At 64.5% G+C, this 20,446-nt stretch carries 26 protein-coding genes; 18 read left to right on the forward strand and 8 right to left on the reverse strand.

Annotated elements, in window-relative coordinates; translation table 11 throughout:
• Positions 1 to 5: 5 nt before the first annotated feature.
• Genes PVA39_RS09465 through PVA39_RS09480 form a run of 4 tightly spaced genes read right to left on the reverse strand, consistent with a single transcriptional unit; the run spans position 6 to position 2,223 of the window.
• The gene (locus tag PVA39_RS09465; protein WP_013792137.1) at positions 6 to 278 is read right to left on the reverse strand and encodes a flagellar biosynthetic protein FliQ; all 273 of its coding nucleotides are present in this window, start codon (positions 276 to 278) and stop codon (positions 6 to 8) included.
• A gap of 9 nt (positions 279 to 287) precedes the next feature.
• The gene (gene fliP / locus PVA39_RS09470; RefSeq protein WP_274123868.1) at positions 288 to 1,040 is read right to left on the reverse strand and encodes a flagellar type III secretion system pore protein FliP; all 753 of its coding nucleotides are present in this window, start codon (positions 1,038 to 1,040) and stop codon (positions 288 to 290) included.
• Entirely contained in the window at positions 1,037 to 1,390 is a 354-nt protein-coding gene (fliN, locus tag PVA39_RS09475) for a flagellar motor switch protein FliN (RefSeq protein ID WP_013792135.1), read from the reverse strand. Before fliN ends, fliP begins: the two co-directional genes overlap by 4 nt.
• Positions 1,387 to 2,223: a FliM/FliN family flagellar motor switch protein gene (locus tag PVA39_RS09480; protein WP_274123869.1), complete on the reverse strand. Its 837-nt coding sequence runs from the start codon at positions 2,221 to 2,223 to the stop codon at positions 1,387 to 1,389. Before PVA39_RS09480 ends, fliN begins: the two co-directional genes overlap by 4 nt.
• A 366-nt stretch (positions 2,224 to 2,589) precedes the next feature.
• On the opposite strand from PVA39_RS09480, the gene PVA39_RS09485 reads away from it, so the two are divergent.
• From PVA39_RS09485 to PVA39_RS09565, 17 genes are all read left to right on the forward strand, one after another.
• Complete coding sequence (locus PVA39_RS09485) at positions 2,590 to 3,990, forward strand: sigma-54 interaction domain-containing protein (protein ID WP_274123870.1); 1,401 nt, start codon at positions 2,590 to 2,592, stop codon at positions 3,988 to 3,990.
• A 20-nt stretch (positions 3,991 to 4,010) separates the two neighbouring features.
• Positions 4,011 to 4,328 carry a flagellar hook-basal body complex protein FliE gene (locus tag PVA39_RS09490; RefSeq protein WP_093502012.1) on the forward strand — a complete coding sequence of 106 codons (318 nt, stop codon included), beginning with the start codon at positions 4,011 to 4,013 and terminating at the stop codon, positions 4,326 to 4,328.
• Positions 4,329 to 4,337: 9 nt separating this feature from the next.
• Positions 4,338 to 6,056 (forward strand): flagellar basal-body MS-ring/collar protein FliF, encoded by a 1,719-nt coding sequence (gene fliF / locus PVA39_RS09495; protein ID WP_274123871.1) that lies wholly within the window; start codon positions 4,338 to 4,340, stop codon positions 6,054 to 6,056.
• On the forward strand, positions 6,028 to 7,089 hold the full coding sequence (locus PVA39_RS09500; protein WP_274123872.1) for a FliG C-terminal domain-containing protein: 1,062 nt from the start codon (positions 6,028 to 6,030) through the stop codon (positions 7,087 to 7,089). The genes fliF and PVA39_RS09500 overlap by 29 nt, the downstream gene beginning before the upstream one ends.
• Before the next feature lie 6 nt (positions 7,090 to 7,095).
• Complete coding sequence (fliH, locus tag PVA39_RS09505) at positions 7,096 to 7,785, forward strand: flagellar assembly protein FliH (protein WP_274123873.1); 690 nt, start codon at positions 7,096 to 7,098, stop codon at positions 7,783 to 7,785.
• Positions 7,786 to 7,789: 4 nt separating this feature from the next.
• Complete coding sequence (gene fliI / locus PVA39_RS09510) at positions 7,790 to 9,115, forward strand: flagellar protein export ATPase FliI (RefSeq protein ID WP_274123874.1); 1,326 nt, start codon at positions 7,790 to 7,792, stop codon at positions 9,113 to 9,115.
• Entirely contained in the window at positions 9,112 to 9,537 is a 426-nt protein-coding gene (locus tag PVA39_RS09515; protein WP_013792127.1) for a hypothetical protein, read from the forward strand. Before fliI ends, PVA39_RS09515 begins: the two co-directional genes overlap by 4 nt.
• A 90-nt stretch (positions 9,538 to 9,627) precedes the next feature.
• Positions 9,628 to 9,906, forward strand: coding sequence for a flagellar biosynthesis anti-sigma factor FlgM (gene flgM, locus PVA39_RS09520; RefSeq protein WP_147175199.1), 279 nt, complete (start codon positions 9,628 to 9,630; stop codon positions 9,904 to 9,906).
• Entirely contained in the window at positions 9,903 to 10,343 is a 441-nt protein-coding gene (gene flgN / locus PVA39_RS09525; protein ID WP_274123875.1) for a flagellar protein FlgN, read from the forward strand. Before flgM ends, flgN begins: the two co-directional genes overlap by 4 nt.
• 167 nt (positions 10,344 to 10,510) lie before the next feature.
• Entirely contained in the window at positions 10,511 to 11,830 is a 1,320-nt protein-coding gene (gene fliD, locus PVA39_RS09530; protein WP_274123876.1) for a flagellar filament capping protein FliD, read from the forward strand.
• The gene (gene fliS / locus PVA39_RS09535; RefSeq protein WP_093501996.1) at positions 11,830 to 12,228 is read left to right on the forward strand and encodes a flagellar export chaperone FliS; all 399 of its coding nucleotides are present in this window, start codon (positions 11,830 to 11,832) and stop codon (positions 12,226 to 12,228) included. The genes fliD and fliS overlap by 1 nt, the downstream gene beginning before the upstream one ends.
• Complete coding sequence (locus tag PVA39_RS09540; protein ID WP_274123877.1) at positions 12,212 to 12,538, forward strand: hypothetical protein; 327 nt, start codon at positions 12,212 to 12,214, stop codon at positions 12,536 to 12,538. The genes fliS and PVA39_RS09540 overlap by 17 nt, the downstream gene beginning before the upstream one ends.
• Entirely contained in the window at positions 12,538 to 13,620 is a 1,083-nt protein-coding gene (locus PVA39_RS09545; RefSeq protein ID WP_274123878.1) for a flagellar hook-length control protein FliK, read from the forward strand. Before PVA39_RS09540 ends, PVA39_RS09545 begins: the two co-directional genes overlap by 1 nt.
• 61 nt (positions 13,621 to 13,681) lie before the next feature.
• Positions 13,682 to 14,152, forward strand: coding sequence for a flagellar basal body-associated FliL family protein (locus PVA39_RS09550; RefSeq protein ID WP_337993283.1), 471 nt, complete (start codon positions 13,682 to 13,684; stop codon positions 14,150 to 14,152).
• A gap of 8 nt (positions 14,153 to 14,160) precedes the next feature.
• Complete coding sequence (locus PVA39_RS09555) at positions 14,161 to 14,892, forward strand: FliA/WhiG family RNA polymerase sigma factor (RefSeq protein ID WP_274123880.1); 732 nt, start codon at positions 14,161 to 14,163, stop codon at positions 14,890 to 14,892.
• Positions 14,893 to 14,896: 4 nt separating this feature from the next.
• The gene (gene motA, locus PVA39_RS09560) at positions 14,897 to 15,769 is read left to right on the forward strand and encodes a flagellar motor stator protein MotA (protein WP_093501986.1); all 873 of its coding nucleotides are present in this window, start codon (positions 14,897 to 14,899) and stop codon (positions 15,767 to 15,769) included.
• Positions 15,766 to 16,725, forward strand: a complete 960-nt coding sequence (locus PVA39_RS09565) for a flagellar motor protein MotB (RefSeq protein ID WP_274123881.1) — start codon at positions 15,766 to 15,768, stop codon at positions 16,723 to 16,725. The genes motA and PVA39_RS09565 overlap by 4 nt, the downstream gene beginning before the upstream one ends.
• Before the next feature lie 4 nt (positions 16,726 to 16,729).
• On the opposite strand, the gene PVA39_RS09570 is transcribed toward PVA39_RS09565, so the two are convergent.
• From PVA39_RS09570 to flgA, 4 genes are all read right to left on the reverse strand, one after another.
• Positions 16,730 to 17,155: a hypothetical protein gene (locus tag PVA39_RS09570; protein ID WP_274123882.1), complete on the reverse strand. Its 426-nt coding sequence runs from the start codon at positions 17,153 to 17,155 to the stop codon at positions 16,730 to 16,732.
• A complete protein-coding gene (locus PVA39_RS09575; protein ID WP_274123883.1) occupies positions 17,152 to 17,964 on the reverse strand; it encodes a winged helix-turn-helix domain-containing protein in 813 nt (270 codons plus the stop codon). Before PVA39_RS09575 ends, PVA39_RS09570 begins: the two co-directional genes overlap by 4 nt.
• Positions 17,965 to 18,204: 240 nt before the next feature.
• The gene (gene lafA / locus PVA39_RS09580; protein WP_093501977.1) at positions 18,205 to 19,047 is read right to left on the reverse strand and encodes a lateral flagellin LafA; all 843 of its coding nucleotides are present in this window, start codon (positions 19,045 to 19,047) and stop codon (positions 18,205 to 18,207) included.
• Between the two features lie 136 nt (positions 19,048 to 19,183).
• The gene (flgA, locus tag PVA39_RS09585) at positions 19,184 to 19,993 is read right to left on the reverse strand and encodes a flagellar basal body P-ring formation chaperone FlgA (RefSeq protein WP_274123884.1); all 810 of its coding nucleotides are present in this window, start codon (positions 19,991 to 19,993) and stop codon (positions 19,184 to 19,186) included.
• An 88-nt stretch (positions 19,994 to 20,081) separates the two neighbouring features.
• Here flgA and flgB point away from each other — a divergent pair, with 88 nt between their 5' ends.
• A complete protein-coding gene (gene flgB, locus PVA39_RS09590) occupies positions 20,082 to 20,444 on the forward strand; it encodes a flagellar basal body rod protein FlgB (protein WP_274123885.1) in 363 nt (120 codons plus the stop codon).
• Positions 20,445 to 20,446: the final 2 nt, after the last annotated feature.

A 20,446-nucleotide genomic window follows, 5' to 3' on the forward strand; every position in this document is an offset into this window, starting at 1 on the left:
TACGTCTACCCGACCAGACGGCTGGCCTGCTGGAAGCTCTCGATGAACAGCTCGCTCAGCGTGCGCAGAATCCAGTGGCCGGCGAACACCAGCATGCCCAGGGTAATCAGCAGGCGCGGCAGAAAACTCAGCATCTGTTCGTTGATCTGCGTGGCCGCCTGGAAAATGCTCACCAGCAGGCCGCCGAGCAGGCTCGGCACGACCAGTACGCAGACCACCAGGGCGGTGATGTGCACGGCGTTGGCGACGATGGAAACAGCGGTGTCGGGCGTCAGCATGGCGGCAACCTAGAAGGGTTGAACACTGGTGGCAAGGGTGCCCATCATCAGTGTCCAGCCGTCCACCAGCACGAACACCATGAGCTTGAAGGGCAGCGAGATCATCATCGGCGAGAGCATCATCATGCCCATGGCCATCAGCACGCTGGCCACCACCAGATCGATGACCAGAAACGGGATGAAGATCATGAACCCCAGCTGGAACGCGGTTTTCAGCTCGCTGAGCACGAACGCCGGGAGAATCAGCGAGAAATCCAGAGTGGTCGGATCTTCGGGCATGGTCTCGCCGGCCAGTTCGACCATGGTGACCAGCGAATTCTTGTTGGTCTGCGCGAGCATGAAGCGCGCCATCACGCCCTTGGCGCTGTCCAGCGCCTCGGGCAGCGTCAGTTGGTCGGTCTCGAAGGGCTGGTAGGCATTCTCGTAAAGCTCCTGCCAGGCCGGGCGCATCACCAGCAGGGTCAGGCACAGGGCGATGCCGATCAGCACGTTGTTCGGCGGGCTCTGCTGCAGGCCGATGGCCTGACGCAGGATGGCCAGCACGATGATGAAGCGGGTGAAGCAGGTCATCATCAGCAGCATGGCCGGCAGCAGGCCGAGCAGCGTCATCAGCACCAGGATCTGTACCTTGACGCTCAGGTCCTGGCCGTTTTCGGTGTCGTTCAGGCTCAAGAGCGTGATGTCGCCGTTGGCCGCCTGCACGCTCAGAGGCAGCAGCGCCAGGGCCAGAGCGCCAAGGCAGGCGACACGGGATGCGGTCATGGAGCCAGGTCGTCGAGGCCGTTGCCGCACAACTCGACGATGCGCAGGCCGTAATTGCCGTTCATCACCACCACTTCGGCCTTGGCGAACAGCGCGCCGTTGACCTTCACGTCGAGTGGCTCGCCGGCCAGTTTGTCGAGCACGATCACGCTGTGGGTATCGACCTCCATCAGTTCCTTGAGCGATACCCGGGTGGAAGCCACTTCGAGGCTGACGTCCACCGGGATCTTGCCGAAGAAGCTCAGGTCCTGGCCCAGCTCGCGGGCGGGAGCGCCGCTCTCTGCCGGTGCGCCGGCCAGGTCGTCGTTGATCAGGTTGTCCAGTTCGCTGTCGGAAATCGGGCCGCTCATGGGGTCTGCACGCTCTCGAGGGATGTCAGGAAAAGGGCGCCGTCTTCCTCGAAAACGGTGCCGCGAAACAGCTTCTGCTGGTTGATCTCGATATCGCAGCGCTCCGCCAGGCGAATCGGCAGGATGTCGCCGCGCTTCAGGTTGAGCACTTGCAACAGCGGCATGCGCAGGCGTGCCAGCACGCAATCGAGCTGCACCGGCAACTGCTGGATGTGCTGCGCAGGATTGCCGTTCAGCCGCGCCGGGGGCGGGCTGTTGCGGCGCGTCAGTTCGTCGACCAGCTGGGCATCCAGATACAGGTACAGTGAAGCCTGGGTGCCGGTGATATGGCTGATGTAGCGAAACTCGGCCTGGTACTCCCACTGCACCTCGTCATAGGTGCTGTCGTGGTGGCTGAGCTTGCCGGGGGCTTCGCCGGCGAGCAGCGCGCGCAGCAACAGGTGCACCACGTCGCTGCCGAGGCGATCACGCATGCGCTGCTCGGACGAGCTTTCCGGGGGCATCTCGCCACCCGGCAGCGACGTGCCGCCGTAGTAACACTCCAGGGCTTCGGTAAGCAGGCTGCGCTCGATGGCGAAGCCGACCTTGCCGTGGGCACTGCGATAGGTGCATTCGGCCGGGCACTTGAAATGCTCGAGCACGTCGACGCCCTGCAACTCGAGGTTGATGCGGTAGTTGCGCAGGAAATAGTCACTGACCAGGCGCGAGTATTTGCCCGACGTTTCCCGGATGTAATTCGGGATGCGGTGATAGTGCCGACCGAGTTTGTGCGGCTTGAGCCGCAGCAACTGATCAGGCTGAACATCGTGGTGGATTTTCGAATTACCGAGCATCTGCCAAACCGCACTTTTCCAAAAAATCGGAGAGACAGGGCAGCAATCACATGCCTGGGCACGGAGTTGCCGGCGCCTTTGACGTGGCCAAGGCGGCATACCTGAAGTGAGGGGCGAGTCTAGGAGCGACGGGGCTTTGAGGTTAAATCAAGAGATATCAAAAGACGTCTTGAGGCGTTATTGGCGCCGCTTGACGGGTTTTGACGGGAACTGATTCAGCGCTTGGCGGGCAATTGGCTAATTTTGCCTTCCGCCCGAACGGCAGGGCGCCCAAATGTAGGAGGGCGACCTGTTCTGATCGGCGATTAAGTCATTGGTTCACGCGCCACGAAATTTTTTCACCACCGCCAGCAGGGAGGGATTGAAATGAATCGTCCAGTCAGTCATTGCGACCCTCTCGTGTTCGCGGCCGCCACGGACAGTCGACGTGTTCTGGTCGTTGGCCAGGGGGCATTTCACGGCGCGCTGCTCGATGCCCTGGCGACCCAACGTTGTCAGGTGCAGCGCTGCGCCGACCTTCACGGCGTGCAGGCCGCCCACCTGGAGCGGGCCAGCCTGGTCTTCCTGTTCGCCTCCATGGGGTGCGCCCAGGCGTTGAGCGAACAGGTGCGCAGCTGGCTGCTGCGGTATCCGCGCCTGACCCTGATTCCGGTGGTCGACTACGCCGACCAGGAAAAAGCGGCGCTGCTACTAGAAGGCGGCTGCGTCGATTACCTGCTGTCGCCGTTCAGCGAGCAGCAGGTCGCCACGCTATTGCAGCGCCAGGCGCTCGCCGACAGTTCCGCCGACGAACTGGTCTGCCATTCGGCTTCCGGTCGTCGCCTGCTGGCCATGGCCCAGCGCGTGGCGCTGACCCGTGCGCCGGTGCTGATCAGCGGCGAAACCGGAACCGGCAAGGAGCGCATGGCGCGCTATATCCATCGGTGCTCCGGGCGCCCGGAGGCGCCCTTCGTCGCGGTCAACTGCGCGGCGATCCCCGAGCAGATGCTCGAGTCCATTCTGTTCGGCCACGAGCGTGGCGCCTTCACCGGTGCCGTCAGCGCGCAGGCCGGCAAGTTCGAACAGGCCAACGGCGGCACGCTGCTGCTCGATGAAATCGGCGAACTGCCCCTGGCGCTGCAGGCCAAGCTGCTGCGTGTGCTGCAGGAGCAGCGGGTGGAGCGCCTTGGCGGGCGCCGGGAAATTGCGCTGGACGTGCGCATCATCGCTGCCACCAACCGCGACCTGCAGCAGGAAGTGGCCGCCGGGCGTTTTCGCGCCGACCTGATGTTCCGTCTGGACGTATTGCCCCTGCACATCGCACCGCTGCGTGAGCGGCGTGACGACATCCTGCCGCTGGTCAGCCGCTTCATCGCCAGCCACGCGCCGGGCGAAGGCGAAGAACTGCTCACCGATTCGGCGCGCCGTGCGCTGCTCGGCCATGACTGGCCCGGCAACGTGCGCGAGCTGGAGAACACCGTGCAACGTGCGCTGGTGCTGCGCAATGGCCTGTTCATCCAGCCTGCCGACCTTGGCCTGGAGGTGCCGGGCAGCGTGCCGGCAGCGAGCATCCACATCGCCGCGGCGATGCAGCCGGATGCGGGTGAGGATGGCCGCGCAGCGCTGCGCGCCAGTGGCAAGTGGGCCGAGTACCAGCACGTGCTCGATACCATCCGCCGCTTCGACGGCCACAAGACCAAAGCCGCGCAGAGCCTGGGCATGAGTACCCGGGCACTGCGCTATCGCCTGAGCGCCATGCGCGAGCAGGGCGTACACATTCCGTTCTGATCGCCGCTGGAGAGCCGTGGATGAATTCGATCGATTCGATACGCCAGGACATGCTGGCACGCATGGAGGCCATGAAGGGCCTCAGCCAGGGCGCGGGCATTCGCCCGGCGGCCGAGCCCCAGGGCTTCACCGACAGCTTCGCCGCCAACCTGCGGGCCATCGACGCCCAGCAGCACCAGGCGAGTTCGGCGGTGGCCGCCGTGGAGCGTGGGCAGAGCGATGACCTGGTCGGTGCCATGGTCGACAGCCAGAAGGCCAGTGTGGCGTTCTCTGCATTGCTGCAGGTACGCAACAAGCTGAGCACGGCGTTCGACGACATCATCAAGATGCCGTTGTAAGGAGGCCAGGTGCCGCAACGCGTACTGAAAACCATCAGAAGCAATCCGCTGCTGGAGCGCCTCAGGGCCGATCCGCGTATCGCCCTGGCAGGCATGGCGGCCATCGCTGCGCTGCTGGCAATGGGCGTCGTCTACTACCTGTGGAAGGGCGAGGACAACCTGCGCCCGCTGTATGGCGCCGGTGAGCGCTTTCCCGCTGCCGAGGTGATCGCCCTGCTGGAAGGCGAGGGCATTCCCTATCGCCTGCACCCGCAAAGCGGCCAGGTGCTGGTCAGCGATGAGCAGGTGGCGCGGGCTCGGCTGTTGCTGGCGGCCAAGGGCGTCAAGGTGTCGCTGCCGGCGGGCTACGAACTGTTCGACAAGGACGAGCCACTGGGCACCAGCCAGTTCATGCAGGACGTGCGCCTGAAACGCAGCCTGGAGGGCGAGCTGGCGCAGACCATCATGGCGCTGCAGGGTGTGCAGCAGGCGCGGGTTCACCTGGCGCGCGAAGAGAACAATTCGTTCGTGATCGCCCGTCGCGAGCCGACCAAGGCATCGGTGATGCTGCAACTGGCGCCGGGTTATCGCCTGGAGCCGGAGCAGGTGTCCGCGGTGGTCAACCTGGTGGCCGGCAGCGTGCCCCAGCTCGATGCCAAGGACGTGCGCGTCGTCGATCAGCACGGCACGCTGCTGTCCCGTGACCTGGAAGGCTGGGGTGGCCCGCAGCGCACCTGGCAGGTGATCGAGGATTACCAGCGCAAGGCGGCGTTCAATGTCGAGGAAGTGCTGACCCCGGTGCTGGGCCGCGACAATTACCGCCTCAGCGTGTCCGCCGATATCGACTTCAGCCAGCGCGAGGAAACCCTGCAGACCTACGGCCAGGAGCCGCGGCTGCGTAACGAGGTGACCCGCGACGAAAGCGTGCTCGACCAACTGGCCCTGGGTGTTCCCGGCTCGCTGAGCAACACGCCGCCGGCCAACACCCAGGCCCAGCGCCAGGCGGCCCAGGGCGGCCAGGCCGCGCAGCCGGCACCGCCCGAGGACAAGACCGCGACGTCGCTGCGCAAGGAATCCAATCGTCAGCTCGATTACGACCAGAGCGTCACTCACGTGCGCCACGCACCCTATCGCCTGCAGCAGCAGAGCGTGGCCGTGGTGCTCAACGCCCAGGCCGCCCCTGAAGGTGGCTGGACGGCCGAGGCGCGCAGCGAGCTGGAGGCGATGGTCAAGAGTGCGGTCGGCTTCAATCAGGCGCGCGGCGATGTGCTGACCCTGAGCGTGCTGCCGTTCACTCCCGCCGCGGCGGACGAGTCGGCCAACGCCGGCCTCGCCTGGTGGGAAAACCCCAACGTGCACGAGTGGGTGAAGATCGCCGTGTTCGCGCTGATCAGCCTGCTGCTGGTGCTGCTGGTGGTTCGCCCGGCCGTGCGCGGGCTGATCGCCCGCCCGGACCGCGAGGCGGAAAACGCGGCTGCAGGGGCAGAGGGCGAAGGCGAATTGCCGGCGATGCTGGCCAGCGAGCAGGCCGGGCGCCTGCTCGCGCGGGTCGGTGGCGAGCGTGATCCGGCCAAGCTGTTCAGCGAACTCAATCCGCTATCGGAAATTCGCCTGCCGGCCCCGGGCTCCGGCCTGGAGCACCAGATCGAGCACCTGCGGATGCTGGCCGAGAACGATCCCGAGCGCGTCTCGGAAGTCATCAAACAATGGGTAGGGCGCAATGACAAAGAACTCGGTGCAACCGGTTGAGAAGGCTGCCAGCAGCAAGGCTGGCGAGCTCAAACCGAGGGCGCGTGCGTTGAGCTCTACCGAGCAGGCGGCGATCCTCATGCTGAGCATGGGCGACGACATTTCCTCGCGGGTGCTGCGGCATTTCTCGCGCGAGGAGATCATCAGCATCAGCCAGACCATGGCGCGCCTGTCGAACATCAAACTGGCCACGGTTTCCGACGTCATCGGGCGGTTCTTCGACGACTACAAGGAACAGAGCAACATCAAGGGGGCGTCGCGCAGCTACCTCTCCGGGATGCTCGGCAAGGCCCTGGGCAGCGAGATCACCCGCAATTTGCTGGACAGCATCTACGGCGAGGAAATCCGCGCCAAGATGGCGCGCCTGGAGTGGCTCGATCCCAAGCAGTTCGCCGCCATGCTGGCCAAGGAGCACGCGCAGATGCAGGCGGTGTTCCTGGCATTCCTGCCGCCTGGCATGGCCTGCGACGTGCTCGAGTGCATGCCGGCCGAGCGCCAGGACGAGCTGCTGTACCGCATCGCCAACCTCAACGAGGTCAACGGCGACGTGATCGCCGAACTGGAGCAACTGATCGACCGCAGCCTGTCGGTGCTGTCCGCCCAGGGCTCTCAGGTGCGCGGCCTCAAGCAGGCGGCCGACATCATGAACCGCTTCAAGGGTGACCGAAACCAGATGTTCGAGCTGCTGCGTTCCCACGACGAGCAGCTGGTGGGCCGCATCGAGGAGGAAATGTACGACTTCTTCATCCTCTCGCGGCAGACCCCGGACGTGCTGTCCGCCTTGCTCGAAGCCGTGCCCATGGAAGAGTGGGTGGTGGCGCTCAAGGGCGCCGAGCCGGCGCTCACCAAGGCCATCCAGGCGGTCATGCCCAAGCGCCAGGCCCAGCAGATGGAGTCGATCAAGCGGCGCCAGGGCCCGGTGCCGATGAGCCGCATCGAGCAGGTGCGCAAGGACATCATGGCCGTGGTGCGTGACATGGCGGCCCAGGGCGACATCCAGCTGCAGTTGTTCCGCGAACAGACGGTGGAGTAGAACGGCATGAGCGTGAAAGTCAGTCGAGACCACGACAAGGCCTGGCGGGCGTACCGCTTCCCGCCACGCTGCCCGGACATCCTCGAGTCGGGCGGTGACGCGGCCAGCGTGCAGCGCGCCATGAGCGACGGTTTCCAGCAGGGCATCGAAAAGGGTTACCAGGAGGGCTTGCAGCAGGGCCACGATGCCGGTCACCAGCAGGGCCTGCAGCTGGGCCGCGAGGAAGGTTTTCGCCTGGGCCGCGAAGAAGGCCGCCGCCATGGTCAGACGGCCTTCGAGGAGGCCGCCCGGCCGCTGGATGCGCTGTATGCGCAGTTGCAGCAGCACGCCGCCGAGCAGGAACGCAAGCGTCGCCAGGAACTTCTGGAACTGGTGGGCAAGGTCGCCCGCCAGGTGATTCGCTGCGAGCTGACCCTGCACCCGGACCAACTGCTGACGCTCGCCGAAGAGGCCCTGGCCGGCATGCCGGGCGAGCAGGGCGAGGTCAAGGTGCTGCTCAACCCCGATGAATACGCGCGTCTGCGTGATCTCGCCCCCGAGCGCGCGGCCACCTGGCGGCTGGTCGCCGACGAGCGCCTGGCGCTAGGCGAGTGCCGGGTGGTCACCGCCCAGGCCGAGGCGGACATCGGCTGCCAGCAGCGCCTGGACTCGTGCCTGGAAACCCTGGCCGAGCACCTCGAACTGACCGAGGACTGAGGCCATGGTGCAACTGGGTGAATTCAAGCTCGATGAAGCCCTGCGCTCGCTCGACGGCGTGCGCCTGGCCAAGGTCAGCGGGCGCCTGGTCAAGGTCTCCGGGCTGCTGCTGGAAAGCCTGGGGTGCCAGCGCACCACCGGCCAGCGCTGTCACATTGAACAGGGTGATGGCTGCCTGCTGGAAGCCCAGGTGGTGGGTTTCAACCGGGATATCACCTACCTGATGCCGTTCAAGAAACCCGTGGGCCTCGGCGCGGGTTCGCGGGTGTTTCCCGCCGCCGACGAGGCGTCGCTGCAGATCGACGAGTCCTGGCTTGGCCGGGTGATCAACGGCTTGGGCGAACCCCTGGACGGCCTGGGCAAACTGACCGGGCGCGATTCGCTGGCCCAGGAGTTGCCGACCGTCAATCCGCTGCGCAGACGCCCGGTGGAAGAGCCGCTGGATGTCGGCGTACGCGCCATCAACGCCATGCTGACCCTCGGCAAGGGGCAGCGCGTCGGCCTGTTCGCCGGCAGCGGCGTGGGCAAGAGCGTGCTGCTGGGCATGATCACCCGCGAAACCAAGGCCGATGTGGTGGTGGTCGGGTTGATCGGCGAGCGGGGCCGTGAGGTACAGGAATTCATTCTCCATTCGCTGGGCGAGGAAGGGCTGCGCAAGGCCGTGGTGGTCGTGGCGCCAGCCAACGAATCGCCGCTGATGCGCCTGAAGGCGGCCGAGCTGTGCCACAGCATCGCCGCCTATTTTCGTGACCAGGGCAAGGACGTGCTGTTGCTCGTCGACTCGTTGACGCGCTATGCCATGGCCCAGCGGGAAATCGCCCTGGCCCTGGGCGAGCCGCCGGCCACCAAGGGATACCCGCCGTCGGTGTTCGGCCTGTTGCCGGAGCTGGTCGAAAGCGCCGGCAACGGCGAGGCCGGCAGCGGCAGCCTGAGCGCCATCTACACCGTGCTGGCCGAGGGCGATGACCAGCAGGACCCCATCGCCGACTGCGCCCGGGCCATTCTCGACGGGCATATCGTGCTGTCGCGGCGCCTGGCGGACGTCGGCCATTATCCGGCTATCGACATCGCCGCTTCGGTTAGTCGTTGCATGTCCCAGGTGGTGCCGGTGGAACTGCGCCGCGCGGCCCTGCAGCTCAAGGAGCTGTACGGCGCCTTCGAGAAGATTCGCGAACTGATTCCCCTTGGCGGTTATACGCCGGGCATGGATGCCAGGACCGATCGCGCGGTGCAGATTGCGCCGGCCATCCAGCGCTTTCTGTGTCAGGAGGTGGGTGAGGGCGCTGACCTGGCGGACAGCCAGGGCCGCTTGCAGGCGCTGATCCGATGAAACAGCAGGTCGAGGTGCTGCAGCGCCTGGCCGCACTGCGTGGCAATCAGGTGCGCCAGGTGCTGGGCCGCGTGGCTTATCAGCGCAACCTGTGCCAGCGCTATCGCAACAACATCAGTGGTCTCGACCGGCTGTGCGGCTTCGAGGTTCGCGTGGATACGCTGCTGCAGCGCAGCAATCAGCAGCAGTACAAGCTGACCCTGCACAAGATGCTGCAGCTGCAACGCCGCGAGCTGGATGTGGCCGAGCAGGCGCTGCAGCGCATTCAGAGCGAACTGCTGGCGGCCATGCGCAGCGAAAAGGTGGTGGCCCAGGTGCTCGATGGCAAGCTGCAGCAATGGCAGGCGCAATTGGCGCAGCAGGAACAGAAGATTCAGGATGGCCTGGCCACCCAGGCCTGGTGGCGAAACCAGGCGCCGTGATCGCCCGGTAAAAAAATTGCCTGCCGGCTTAAGTGGCCTTCATCGCCAGTCGCCTCTACTCGATAACAGCGGAAAACCTGGACCGATCACATGGAAATCAACCGCCACCTGAACCTCACGCCGACGCCCGTCAGCGAGCCGGCGGCTGCCAGCCGCGGCACCCGTGAGGCAACGTCCACGCCTGCTGCGCCAGGCGGCGCCGACGCTCGCCCGCTCGAGCAGCTGCAGGATGCGCTGCGTGCGCTGCCCGAGGTCGACCTGGACAAGGTCGAGAGCCTGCGCAAGGCCCTGCGCGAAGGCAGCCTGGACAGCAGCGCCGGTGCCCTGGCCAGCGGCATTCTGATCTACCACGGGATTCGCGAGGCGTGAGCCAGCGCGAACGCCTGCTCGAGGCCATGGAGCAGGATCTTCATCAGGACCTGGACGACTACGTCTACCTGCGCGGCCTGATGCAGGAGTTGCGTCATGGCCTGATGCGCTGCGACACCGACGGCGTGCACCTGCTCAACGAGCGTATCCAGCTGCTGCTCGGCAGCGCGCAGGATCGTGCCCGGCGCCGCGTCAAGGTATTGAAGGCCGTCGGCCTTGCGTTCGACGAGGCCGGTATGCAGGCCTTCATCGCCCTTTATCCGCCAGCGCGCGGGCGCGACATGCAGGCGCTGTGGGCGCAGCTCGGGCAGATCGTCCAGCAGTGCCAGCGCCTCAATGAGGTCAATGGCCAGCTACTCGCCAGCCAGCACGAGATTCTCTGCCAGTTGCTCGAGCCCCAGCGTGGCGACGGCTTCTACAGCCCGCCCGCGTACTGATCCGTACATCCTTGCTTCAGGCGGAAGGAAGCAGTGCTTCCGCCGGACGTCTCCGGCTGCCCAGGCGGAAGCATCGTTTCACCTCTCGGCTGGCTGAAGCCCGCGTAATACGGGGTTTCTGGCCCTGGCACCGGAATTGCTAAATAGCTTTCAGTGGAGATTCGAACATGGCCATAGACTCAGCTTACGTACAGCAGATGGCGACGCAACTGGCGACCTACGAGGTCCAGGGAACGGAGCGCCGGGCGCAGCGCAACAAGACCAACTACAACGCCCAGTTGTCTTCGCTGACATCCCTTGATTCGGCGCTCAAGACCTTCAAGTCGGCGGTGTACGGGCTAAAGTCCAACAAGGCCAGCATGCTGATCAACAGCGGCACCTTCAGCAAGCCCGAGCAGGCCACGGCTACCCTGGACGGCAAGGCCGCTGCGGGCACCTATCAGTTTTTTGTCGAGCAATTGGCCAGCAGCCACCAGCTGGCCTTCGGTCAGCTGCGCGACGGTGACGTGGCGGCGGGCGGCTCACTGACCCTGGGGCAGGGTGACAAGTCGTTCACGGTCGACCTGAGCGCTGCGGACAAGAGCGGCGACGGCACCCTGTCGCTGGCCGAGCTTTCCGCGGCGATCAATTCCGCGAGCGATAACACCGGAGTCAAGAGCACCCTGGTACGCAGCAACGGCGAAGTGACGCTGGTGCTCAACAGCGAAAAGAGCGGTGAGGCCCAGGCGATTTCCGTGGCAGTCAGCGGCAACGCCGCCCTGGCCACTGCCGCCGACAACCGCCAGGAGCTTTCGGTTGCCCGCGATGCCCGGGTGCGCCTGGGCGGTGAAGGCGGGATGCTGCTGCAGAACGCCAGCAATACCTTCGAGAACCTCATGGAAGGCGTGAACATCACGTTCAACCAGGTGCATGCTAGCGGCGAGCAGCCGCTGACCTTCACCGTAGAGCGTGATGACGAGGCGACCCAGGCCAAGCTCAAGACCTTTATCGATGCCTACAACGCCCTGGCCGGGGTCATCGACGGCCTGACCGGCAGCGGCGGCGAGTCAGGGCAGCGCGGCGCACTGGCCGGTGATTCCACGGTACGTACCATCGACAACTCGCTGAGCCAACTGATCCGCACCAGTTTCGACGGCAAGAGCCTGATCGACTTTGGCGTCAGCGCCGACCGAGACGGCAAGTTGACCCTGGACGCCGCGCGCTTTCAGAAGGCGCTGGCTGCCGAGCCCGAGGCCTTCGAGAAGCTGTTCACCGGCAAGGACAGCCTGATCGACAGCCTCGACAAGACCGTGGCGCTTTACACCAACAGCGGCAATGGCCTGCTCAAGGCACGCAAGGACAATCTGGGCACCGCTATCAAGCGGGTCGAGAAACAGTTCGACGACATCGATCGCCAGTACGAGCAGTACTACAACCGCTACCTGAAGCAGTACACCAACCTCATGCAGATCCAGATCAGCATGGAACAGACCGGCGGAATGTTCTGATGAGCTACTACTCCTTCGACGACAGCTACGACAGTTACCGCGCCGTTGACCTGCACGCCCGTGCGGCTTCGGCATCGCCCTACGAGCTGGTGCTGCAACTGTTCGACGGCTTGCTCGACGAACTGGCACGCGCACGCGGGCATATTCAGGCGCGGCGTTTCCAGCAGAAGGGGCAGTCTCTGGAAAAATGTCTGCAGATCCTCAACGGCCTCAACGGCGCCCTCGATCATGACAATGGCGGCGACGTGGTGCAGGGCCTGGCACGGCTCTACGACTACTGCATCTACCGCATCTCCGACGTCAGCGTGACGCTGTCGCTCGAGGGGCTGGACGAAGTCACCGGGTTGCTCGGCGTGCTGCGCGAAGGCTGGGAGGGCGTGAATGCCAAGCGCGGCTGAAACCTGCGACGACGTGTTGCGCCTGCGGGCGCTGTACGACGCCCTGGCCGATGTGCTGATGCGTGAAGACTGGCCGGCGTTGGCCGAGGTCGATCGCGACATCGCGGGCTACCTGAGCAGCGCCGATGCCTGCCCCTGTGATGCCCGGCATGCCGAGGCGCGTCTGCGCCTGCAGGTGCTGCACGGCCAGGCCCGCCAGCGCTGCGAAGCGGAGTGCGAGCGGCTGCGCAGCCGCTTGCGCGATTACCTGGAGCGCGCCGAAGGGCGCAGCGCCTATCAGCAGAGTCAACTGTGGGGAGAGGGCGTGTGATGACCCCTGTGCTTTCCGGCCTGCCGGGCGCGGCAGCGTCCACATCCAGCGATGCGCCGCTGGCAGCCGCCGAGTTGTCGAGCGGTGATGCGCAGGCGATGGTGCAGCCCGGCAGCGCGAGCTTCGTGATCGATGCCGAGCAGGTGCTTGCACCGTCGGTGCTCGACGCCTGGCCGCTGGCAGAGAACGCCGTGCAGGCGCCAGAGCCGGAGGTGCCGGTTTCGCCCGATGCCGCCGAAGATCCCGGTAGCGAAGCCGAGCAATGGCTGGCCAGCATGTTCGGTCAGCTGGAGGCTCAGTTGCAGGTCCGTGAAGTGCCACGCATTGGCGGCGGCAATGCGCCCGTGCCGCCGATGGTCACTACGCCGCCTGGCGCGGCTTCGTTGCGAGGTGGCGTAAGCGTCGAGGACAAGGGCCTGCGTCAGGGGGACTTGCCTCAGCCCGATCCTCAGGCGGACGCACAAGCCGCGCCCGGACGCGCTGCGCCAGTGGACGAAATCAGCGTTGCAGCCTTGCTACACAAAACCGAATTCGCCGCTGTCGAGCCTGCTCGAGCCGCGCTGGCGCCGGTCGTGGTCGGCCTGGGCGCGGTGCCTGGCGCCGCTGCACCGGTTGTAGCTGCGACGGCCAGCGCAGCGCCTGCAGAACGCACCTTGAGCCTGGCCCAGGTGTCACAGGCGCAGTGGGGCGAGCGCATGATCGGTGCCCTGCGTGACAGCATCGAACTGCAATTTCGCAACGGCCTGCAGCAGGCCACCATTCGCCTCGATCCGGCCGAGCTGGGTCGCGTGGAAATCCAGCTGAGCCATGAGTCAGGGCGCCTGCAGGTGCAGATCCAGGCTGGCCAGGCGGACGTGGTTCGCCTGCTGCAGCAGACCAGCGAGCGATTGCGCCAGGACCTGGTCGGGCAGACGTTCGTCGATGTCAGCGTGCAGGTCGGCGGCGATGCCCAGCACGATCGCCGGGGCCGGCAGGCGCCGCCCGCCTGGGTAAACGAATCACCGAGCCAGGCCGTGCAACTGGACGAAGACCAGGGCGCAGAAGCCAGGGGCTCGCGCAGCGACGTGCTGATCACCGTATAGGTCAGCCAGTGGCTACCCATTTTTCCGCAATTTCGTGAACTGAGATTTATCGAACATGACGATGCCGCGCCTGATGCTGATCATTCTGGTCCTCAACCTGCTCATCACCCTGGGCGGCGTGGGCGCCAACTACTGGATGCTGCGCGCGGGCGTGCATGCGGCCAGCGCGCCGGCGGGGGAGGCAGCCGAAACGGCCACGGTGGCCGAAGTAGCGGCGTCCGAGTACCAATTCTTCCCCATCGACAAGATCATCGTCAGTGTGCGCGGTACCGCGCGCGAGCATTACTTCGTGCTCGACCTGGCGCTGCAGGCCGGCAAGGAAACCGAAAAGGTGCAGCTCGAGAGCCTCGAGCCCATGGTGCGCAATTCGGTGGTGTCTCATCTTTCCGCGCTGTCGTTCGATGCCCTGCGCGAACTGCCCGTCAGCGACCTGCAGACGAAACTCGAAAGCGTGCTGCGTGAAGACCTGGCGGCGCGCAATATCAGCGTGCCGTTCAGCAATCTGCTGGTCAGCAAGCTGATCGTGCAGTAGGCCGGCCCATGAGCGCTCAGCCTGCCCAGGACCACCACTACGCCGAGGCACCGGTCGCGTTCGTACCGCTGTCGGCAGCAGCCGAACAGCAGTGGCTGCTGCGCTACCTGCCGCTGGTCAAGCGGGTGGTACGCCAACTGGCGCTGCAGGCCAGCCAGGTGCTCGATCGTGAAGACATGGAACAGATCGGTTTGCTAGGCCTGCTCGACAGCCTGCGCCGCTATGGCGAGCCGGATGAGCAGTTCGCACGTTTCGCCAGCTTGCGCATCCGTGGCGCGATCCTCGATGAACTGCGTCGCCTCGACTGGCGCCCACGTACCGTGCGGCAACAGTCGCATCGGGTGCGCGACGGCATTCGCGAGCTGACCCGAAAACTGGGCCGCGAGCCCCAGGAGAGTGAGATCCTGGCCGCTACCGGCCTGGACGCCCAGGGCTATCAGGATCACCTGATGGCGCAAACCAGCGAAGCCATCGAGAGCCTCGACAGCCTGCTGCAGGACGGCCAGGAAAGCCTGGCCGGCAACAGCCGCAGCGCCGAGGACCAGGTGCTGCGCGAGCGCCTGCTGACCCAGGCCCTGGCGCGCCTGGATGAGCGCGAGCGCCTGGTGCTGACCCTGTATTACCTGCACGAGCTGAGTCTCAAGGAAATCGCCCTGGTGCTCGAAGTGAGTGACGCCCGGGTCTGTCAACTGAGCAAGCAGGCGATCGCCAAGGCTTGCCGCTTTCTCACGGAGAACTGAAACGATGCAGAAGATCCTGGGCTCGCTGATCATCATCGGCTGCGTGCTGGGCGGCTACACCATGGCCCATGGTGACATCGCCATGCTCTGGCAACCGGCCGAGGTGGTCATCATTCTCGGCGCCGGCCTGGGCAGTCTGGTGGTGGCCAACCCCAAGGAAGTGCTGCTGGAAATGTGCAGCCAGATCAAGGGCGTGTTCGTCCTCAAACGCCGCGGCGAGGAGTTTCAGCGGCAGTTGCTGATGCTGCTCTACGAACTGCTGGAAACGGTCGAGGAGGGTGGCCTGAAGGCGCTCGACGAGCATATCGAGGAGCCTGAGCAGAGCGAGCTGTTCACCCGCTACCCGCTGATTCTCGAAGAAAACAATCTGATGGCCTTCATCGCCGACAACTTCCGGCTGATGGCCATGGGCAAGATCAGCGCCCACGAGCTGGAAGGCTTTCTCGAGCAGGAACTCGAGGCCATGGAGCATGCGCTCCTGCAGCCGTCGCGCTCGCTGCAGAAGATTGGTGAAGCGATGCCGGGCTTCGGCATCCTGGCCGCGATCCTGGGCATCATCATCACCATGGGCAGCATCGGTGGTTCGGTGGCCGAAGTGGGTGCCCACGTGGCGGCGGCGCTGGTCGGTACCTTCCTGGGCATCTTCATGTGCTATTGCCTGATGGAGCCGCTGTCCCATGCCATGTCGCAGCGCATCAAGACCGAGCTGTCGGCGCTCGAGTGCGTACGTACCACACTGGTCGCCCACGTGGCCGGCAAGCCGACGCTGCTGGCGGTGGACGCCGGCCGCAAGTTGATCGAGCAGGACGTCAAGCCGGCGTTCAAGCAGCTGGAGATCTGGGTCAACCAGTTCGAGGATCAAAGGGACGCCGCATGAGCAAGCGTGGGGCCGCTCAGGGCCATGAGATCATCATCAAGCGGCGTTCGCGCAAGGGCCATGAAGAAGGCCACGGTGGCGCCTGGAAGGTGGCTTTCGCCGATTTCACCATGGCGATGATGGCGCTGTTCATGGTGCTGTGGATCGTCAACCCGCGTAATGAAATGACCAGCCCATCCCAGGGCGACATGCTCACCAACCCGCTGGTCGACGGGGGCGCCGGGGTCTTCGAGGGCACCAGCCGAACGCCGCTGGAGTTCGACGGCGTATCAGTACCTCGGCCGCAGCCCGAGCGACCTTCGGACGAGTACGCCAGTGGCCAGGGGCAGGCCGGTGAGGCAGGCGAAGCTGGCGAGGCGCAGCCCGTGCGCCATTACGGCAGCGCCAGCGATATGCAGTCGCTGGCCACCCTGCTGGAACAGATCAAGCAGCAACTCGATGCCGAAGCCAACCTGGAGGTAGAAATCGTGCCTCAGGGGCTGCGCATCGTTCTCAAGGATGATGCGCAACGCTTCATGTTCGCCCGTGGTAGCGCCAAGATCGATCCGCATTTTCTGGCGTTGCTGGGTGGCTTGTCAGCAGTGCTGGCCGGTGCCGACAACAAATTGATCATCAGCGGACATACCGACTCGACTGCTTTTCGCAGTATTACCGGCTACGACAACTGGAATCTCTCCGGTGACCGTGCGCTGCAGGCGCGCCGGGTGATGGTCGAGAAAGGCATTGCGGTGGCGCGCGTACTGCAGGTCACGGCCCATGCCGACGGTATGCCCATCCGGCCGGATCAGCCGGAGGACGGTGCCAATCGCCGGGTGGAAATCCTCCTGCTGACCGATCAGGCCGAGGCGCTGTATCGGCAGTTGTTCGACAGCACGGCGCTACGTGCCCGGGTTAGCGAGCAGGGGGCGCAATTGCTCGGCAACGGTAATGCGCAGCCTGACGCCAAGGCGCTGTGAGCCGCTAGTCGCGACAATAGACCTGGCTGGTTTCGGTGGCGTACAGGCAGTCGTTGATGGCGGTCAGGTTGATCACTGAGCCCTTGCGACGTGTGAACAGGTGGGTGAATAGGCTGTAGTCGTCGGCGCTGGCATCCAGCTCCGTGGCGTTGCCCTTTTCAACCACCAGTTGGTAGTGCCCCTTCTGGTGCTTTTCAATCCGGCCATTGAATTCCACGATCAGGCCTTGCTGGCGGCTGAGCCCATAGAAGCGCTGGTCGCTGAATTGCATCGCATGGGTGACCTGGGTGCTGCTGCCATCAGCGAGCAGCAGGGTGCCCTGGCTGCTGTAGCGGCCCTGCAGGCAGCTTTCCGCCGACCAGGGAGACAGGGTGACCAGGGCCAACGCCAGGGTGCCGGTGAATAACAGAATCTTTTTTCCACGCGTCATATAAGGCAGCTTCGCAGGTGTTGTTCCGGCACTGCACTGAGCCGTGATTGATGGATTTCCAGCCAGTGGGTTTGTCGGCTGTCCGGGTTGCGGCATAGCACCTGCACGAATTCTCCGATGCCGGTGACCGTGACCACGCGCGGCTGCTCGCTTAGCTCGGCCAGACCACTGACCGCGGGCTGCGCCAGATGCTGCAGCTGGGCAAGCTGTCGCGGGTTCTGAGCGACGTAGAGAATGCTCAATTGGCCCAGCGTGGCATACAACTGCAAGTCGGTTTCCTTGTCGCTGGCCAGCTTGCTGCACAGCAGCAATGTGCCGGCGGCCATCAAGGCGGCCGGCCAGCGCAACTGAAATCCAGGGCGTTTTTTCGTGATCACTTGCGCAGTTGGCGCCGCTTGCAGCGCTGGTGCCGCAGTGGCTGCAGGCTGCAGGGTTTCCAGCACGGAGCTGGGGTTGAGCAGGTACCCCCGGCGCGGAAGGGTTTGGATGATGTCGCGTTTCTGTTCATCGCCCAGCAGTTGGCGCAGGGTGTAGATCTGCTGGTTCAGGCTGCCCTGTCCGACTACGCGATCCGCCCAGGCGTATTGAAGCAGATCCTCCCTGGCGATCACTTCGCCAGGCGTCTGCAGCAGGCGCTCCAGCAAGCGACTACCCGAATAGCCGAGTTCCACACGCTTTTGCTGCTCGCCATTGAGCAGTATCAGCAGGTAGCGCGCCGGCTGAAACAACGCTTCGCCACCCGCGCCACCGATCTGCAATCGGAAGCAGGGGCCGTCCAGGTCGATTTCAAGGGAGGAGGAAAGCGTCATAGGCGAACGTGAACTTTTTCCATTTCAGGAGGTATAACATCCATTTGTGGCGGCATATTGGCGTTGTAAAACCGTCACTGCAACTTTTTTAGCATGACTGCTGTGACATTTTGTCGAGTATGGCGGCTGAAAATTGCCGACCCGATCACTTCGGCGGTGTGCACGACCGGTTTTGTCACGCAAACGAAAACGCCCCCGCACGAGGGCGGGGGCGTCGAAGGGCTTGTCGCTGCGGCTGGATCAGCCCAGCAGGGACATGACCATGCTCGGCATCTGGCCGGATTGGCGCAGCATCGAAATACCGGACTGCATCAGCATGCTGTTCTTGGTCATGCTGGCGCTTTCGGAAGCGAAGTCGGCGTCCATGATGCGGCCGCGGGCAACATCGGTGTTGTCCTTCATGTTGGCCAGGTTGTTGGACGTGTGGTTCAGCCGGTTGATGTTGGCACCGAAGTCGGCACGCAGAGCGCCGATATCGTCCAGGCCATCTGCCAGGGCAGTGATGGCCGCGCCAGCGTTGGCCGCGTCGTCCAGGGTCAGGGCTTTGATATCGGTGATCAGGGTTGCCATGCCGTCGACCTTGGTCGATGCGTCAAAGGCCAATGTCTCGTCAGCAGTTGCGCCAATCTGGAAGTTGACCGGACCTGCCTGCAGTTTGCCGCCGGTGTCGAACAGTTTTTCGCCAGCGTAGGTGGTGTTCTGGAAGATGTTCTCGATCTCCAGGGCCAGTGCGTCGAACTCGCCCTGCAGTGCGGTACGGTCGTCTGCGCTGTTGGTATCACTCGCCGCTTGAGTGGCCAGGTCTTTCAGACGCTGGGTGATGTCGGTGATTTCGGTGAAGGCGCCTTCAGCGGTTTGCAGCAGGGAGATGGCATCGCCGGTGTTGCGCGAGGCAACGTCCATGCCGCGGGACTGGGCATTCAGGCGGGTGGCGATCTGCAGGCCAGCGGCGTCGTCGGCGGCGCTGTTGACGCGGTAGCCGGTACCCAGGCGCTGTTGCGCGGTGGACAGGTTGCCGTTGGTCTTGTTCAGGTTCGACTGGGTGACCAGGGATGCGTAGTTGGTGTGGATCGACAGAGCCATTTCGAATCGTCCTTCTGACGGTTGGTTGGGAGCTGGCTTTGCGCCTGCTAACCGGTGAAGGCGACAGTAGCCGTCAGGGACTTAAATGTTTTCTGCAAAAAAAATGGCGCCAGATATCGAACACTGCTTTTGCGGCTCACTGGCGCTGCGTCGTCACCACGCCCTTTGCCTTGACCCTGGCGCGGATCACCGTGTCGCTAGCCTGATTGCGCACGCGGATCAGCTGACCCATCTGTCCGTCTTCGAGGGCGGTGCCCGCGGTGCTGGCCTGGATATCGCCCTGGCGCGCGATCATGGTCACGGTCTGCCCGCGCGTGACCAGCAAGGCCGGGGCAACCAGATTGGGGGTCAGCACCTGGCTCGCTCTGATGCGTCGCTTGGCGATCTGCCCAGCGACCTCATCTGCATCCTGGTAGAAACCGCGCGGCAGTCTGGCGACGTCCTGTTCCTGCAGCTGAAACTGCTCGGCCGCCAGTGGCGCGCCGCGATCCGTCACGGCGGTGGCGACCAGCACCGGCAGCAGTACGCTGGGCGTCACCAGGCTGACCTGTTGCCAGCCGTCATCGCCCGGGCAGGCCACCTGCAGACGCTGGCGTTCGAGCAGCCCCCGGCCTTCGTCGAGGCGCTCGAGCTGCAGTGCCGAGGCGCAGCTGGGCAGCGTACGGCTGGTGCCCAGCACAGTGCGCTTGTAGGTGATCTGCGGGTTCTGCCAGCCCTGCTGCTCGGCGTGGTCATCGAGCTGGCTGGCGAGGTAGGCGCGAATACGTGCGTCGATCTGCTGCCCGGAATCGGCAAACGCCCCATTCGAATAGCTCAGCGCGACCGCCAGCAGCGCGGCGGCAACGGCCGTCGTGGCGGAAGCGAGGTTTCCGCCTGCCGCCAGGGCTTCCTGTAAAAGCGGAAGCGTGGCTGTTGTCCGAGTGTCTGGCTTTTCTGAAAAATACATTTAAATCAGTAGCTTGCTTGAATTTATCGAGTGGGCACGATTTCTGCTCTCGTACCCGCAACAGCGATGGATGTGGGGGGAGCGTGCGATGAGTATACGGATCGAGGAAAGCCTGGGGGTACATGTGCGTGCCCTCGAGCTGCGCATGCAGCGCAGCGAAATCCTCTCGGCCAACCTGGCCAACGAGGATACGCCAGGGTTCAAGGCCCGTGACATCGATTTCGCCAGTGAGATGAGGCAGCTCGAAGGCTCGGCCTTTTCGGCGCTGGGCCGCAGCGCCGATGCCGGCTTGCAGTACCGCCTGCCCATGCAGCCTTCGCTGGACGGCAACACGGTCGAGCTGGCGGTGGAGCAGGCTGAGTTCTCGCGCAATGCCATCGATTTCCAGACCAGCCTGACGTTCCTGAGCATGAAGTTTCAGGGTCTCAAGCAAGCCATCGAGGGCCGCTGAGC

Origin of the sequence: Pseudomonas sp. CNPSo 3701 (assembly GCF_028674975.1) — a bacterium.
In the GTDB taxonomy this organism is placed as follows: Bacteria; Pseudomonadota; Gammaproteobacteria; order Pseudomonadales; family Pseudomonadaceae; genus Aquipseudomonas; species Aquipseudomonas straminea.

Coding starts and splice junctions, on each gene's coding strand:
- PVA39_RS09515 (WP_013792127.1), top strand. CDS start 9,112: ATGAAACAGCAGGTCGAGGTGCTGCAGCGCCTGGCCGCACTGCGTGGC.
- fliN (WP_013792135.1), bottom strand. CDS start 1,390: ATGAGCGGCCCGATTTCCGACAGCGAACTGGACAACCTGATCAACGAC.
- PVA39_RS09485 (WP_274123870.1), top strand. CDS start 2,590: ATGAATCGTCCAGTCAGTCATTGCGACCCTCTCGTGTTCGCGGCCGCC.
- flgM (WP_147175199.1), top strand. CDS start 9,628: ATGGAAATCAACCGCCACCTGAACCTCACGCCGACGCCCGTCAGCGAG.
- PVA39_RS09565 (WP_274123881.1), top strand. CDS start 15,766: ATGAGCAAGCGTGGGGCCGCTCAGGGCCATGAGATCATCATCAAGCGG.
- PVA39_RS09540 (WP_274123877.1), top strand. CDS start 12,212: ATGCCAAGCGCGGCTGAAACCTGCGACGACGTGTTGCGCCTGCGGGCG.
- PVA39_RS09550 (WP_337993283.1), top strand. CDS start 13,682: ATGCCGCGCCTGATGCTGATCATTCTGGTCCTCAACCTGCTCATCACC.
- PVA39_RS09575 (WP_274123883.1), bottom strand. CDS start 17,964: ATGACGCTTTCCTCCTCCCTTGAAATCGACCTGGACGGCCCCTGCTTC.
- PVA39_RS09465 (WP_013792137.1), bottom strand. CDS start 278: ATGCTGACGCCCGACACCGCTGTTTCCATCGTCGCCAACGCCGTGCAC.
- PVA39_RS09490 (WP_093502012.1), top strand. CDS start 4,011: ATGAATTCGATCGATTCGATACGCCAGGACATGCTGGCACGCATGGAG.
- PVA39_RS09545 (WP_274123878.1), top strand. CDS start 12,538: ATGACCCCTGTGCTTTCCGGCCTGCCGGGCGCGGCAGCGTCCACATCC.
- PVA39_RS09570 (WP_274123882.1), bottom strand. CDS start 17,155: ATGACGCGTGGAAAAAAGATTCTGTTATTCACCGGCACCCTGGCGTTG.
- flgB (WP_274123885.1), top strand. CDS start 20,082: ATGAGTATACGGATCGAGGAAAGCCTGGGGGTACATGTGCGTGCCCTC.
- motA (WP_093501986.1), top strand. CDS start 14,897: ATGCAGAAGATCCTGGGCTCGCTGATCATCATCGGCTGCGTGCTGGGC.
- fliD (WP_274123876.1), top strand. CDS start 10,511: ATGGCCATAGACTCAGCTTACGTACAGCAGATGGCGACGCAACTGGCG.
- PVA39_RS09480 (WP_274123869.1), bottom strand. CDS start 2,223: ATGCTCGGTAATTCGAAAATCCACCACGATGTTCAGCCTGATCAGTTG.
- lafA (WP_093501977.1), bottom strand. CDS start 19,047: ATGGCTCTGTCGATCCACACCAACTACGCATCCCTGGTCACCCAGTCG.
- PVA39_RS09555 (WP_274123880.1), top strand. CDS start 14,161: ATGAGCGCTCAGCCTGCCCAGGACCACCACTACGCCGAGGCACCGGTC.
- fliH (WP_274123873.1), top strand. CDS start 7,096: ATGAGCGTGAAAGTCAGTCGAGACCACGACAAGGCCTGGCGGGCGTAC.
- flgA (WP_274123884.1), bottom strand. CDS start 19,993: ATGTATTTTTCAGAAAAGCCAGACACTCGGACAACAGCCACGCTTCCG.
- fliS (WP_093501996.1), top strand. CDS start 11,830: ATGAGCTACTACTCCTTCGACGACAGCTACGACAGTTACCGCGCCGTT.
- fliP (WP_274123868.1), bottom strand. CDS start 1,040: ATGACCGCATCCCGTGTCGCCTGCCTTGGCGCTCTGGCCCTGGCGCTG.
- PVA39_RS09500 (WP_274123872.1), top strand. CDS start 6,028: ATGACAAAGAACTCGGTGCAACCGGTTGAGAAGGCTGCCAGCAGCAAG.
- fliI (WP_274123874.1), top strand. CDS start 7,790: ATGGTGCAACTGGGTGAATTCAAGCTCGATGAAGCCCTGCGCTCGCTC.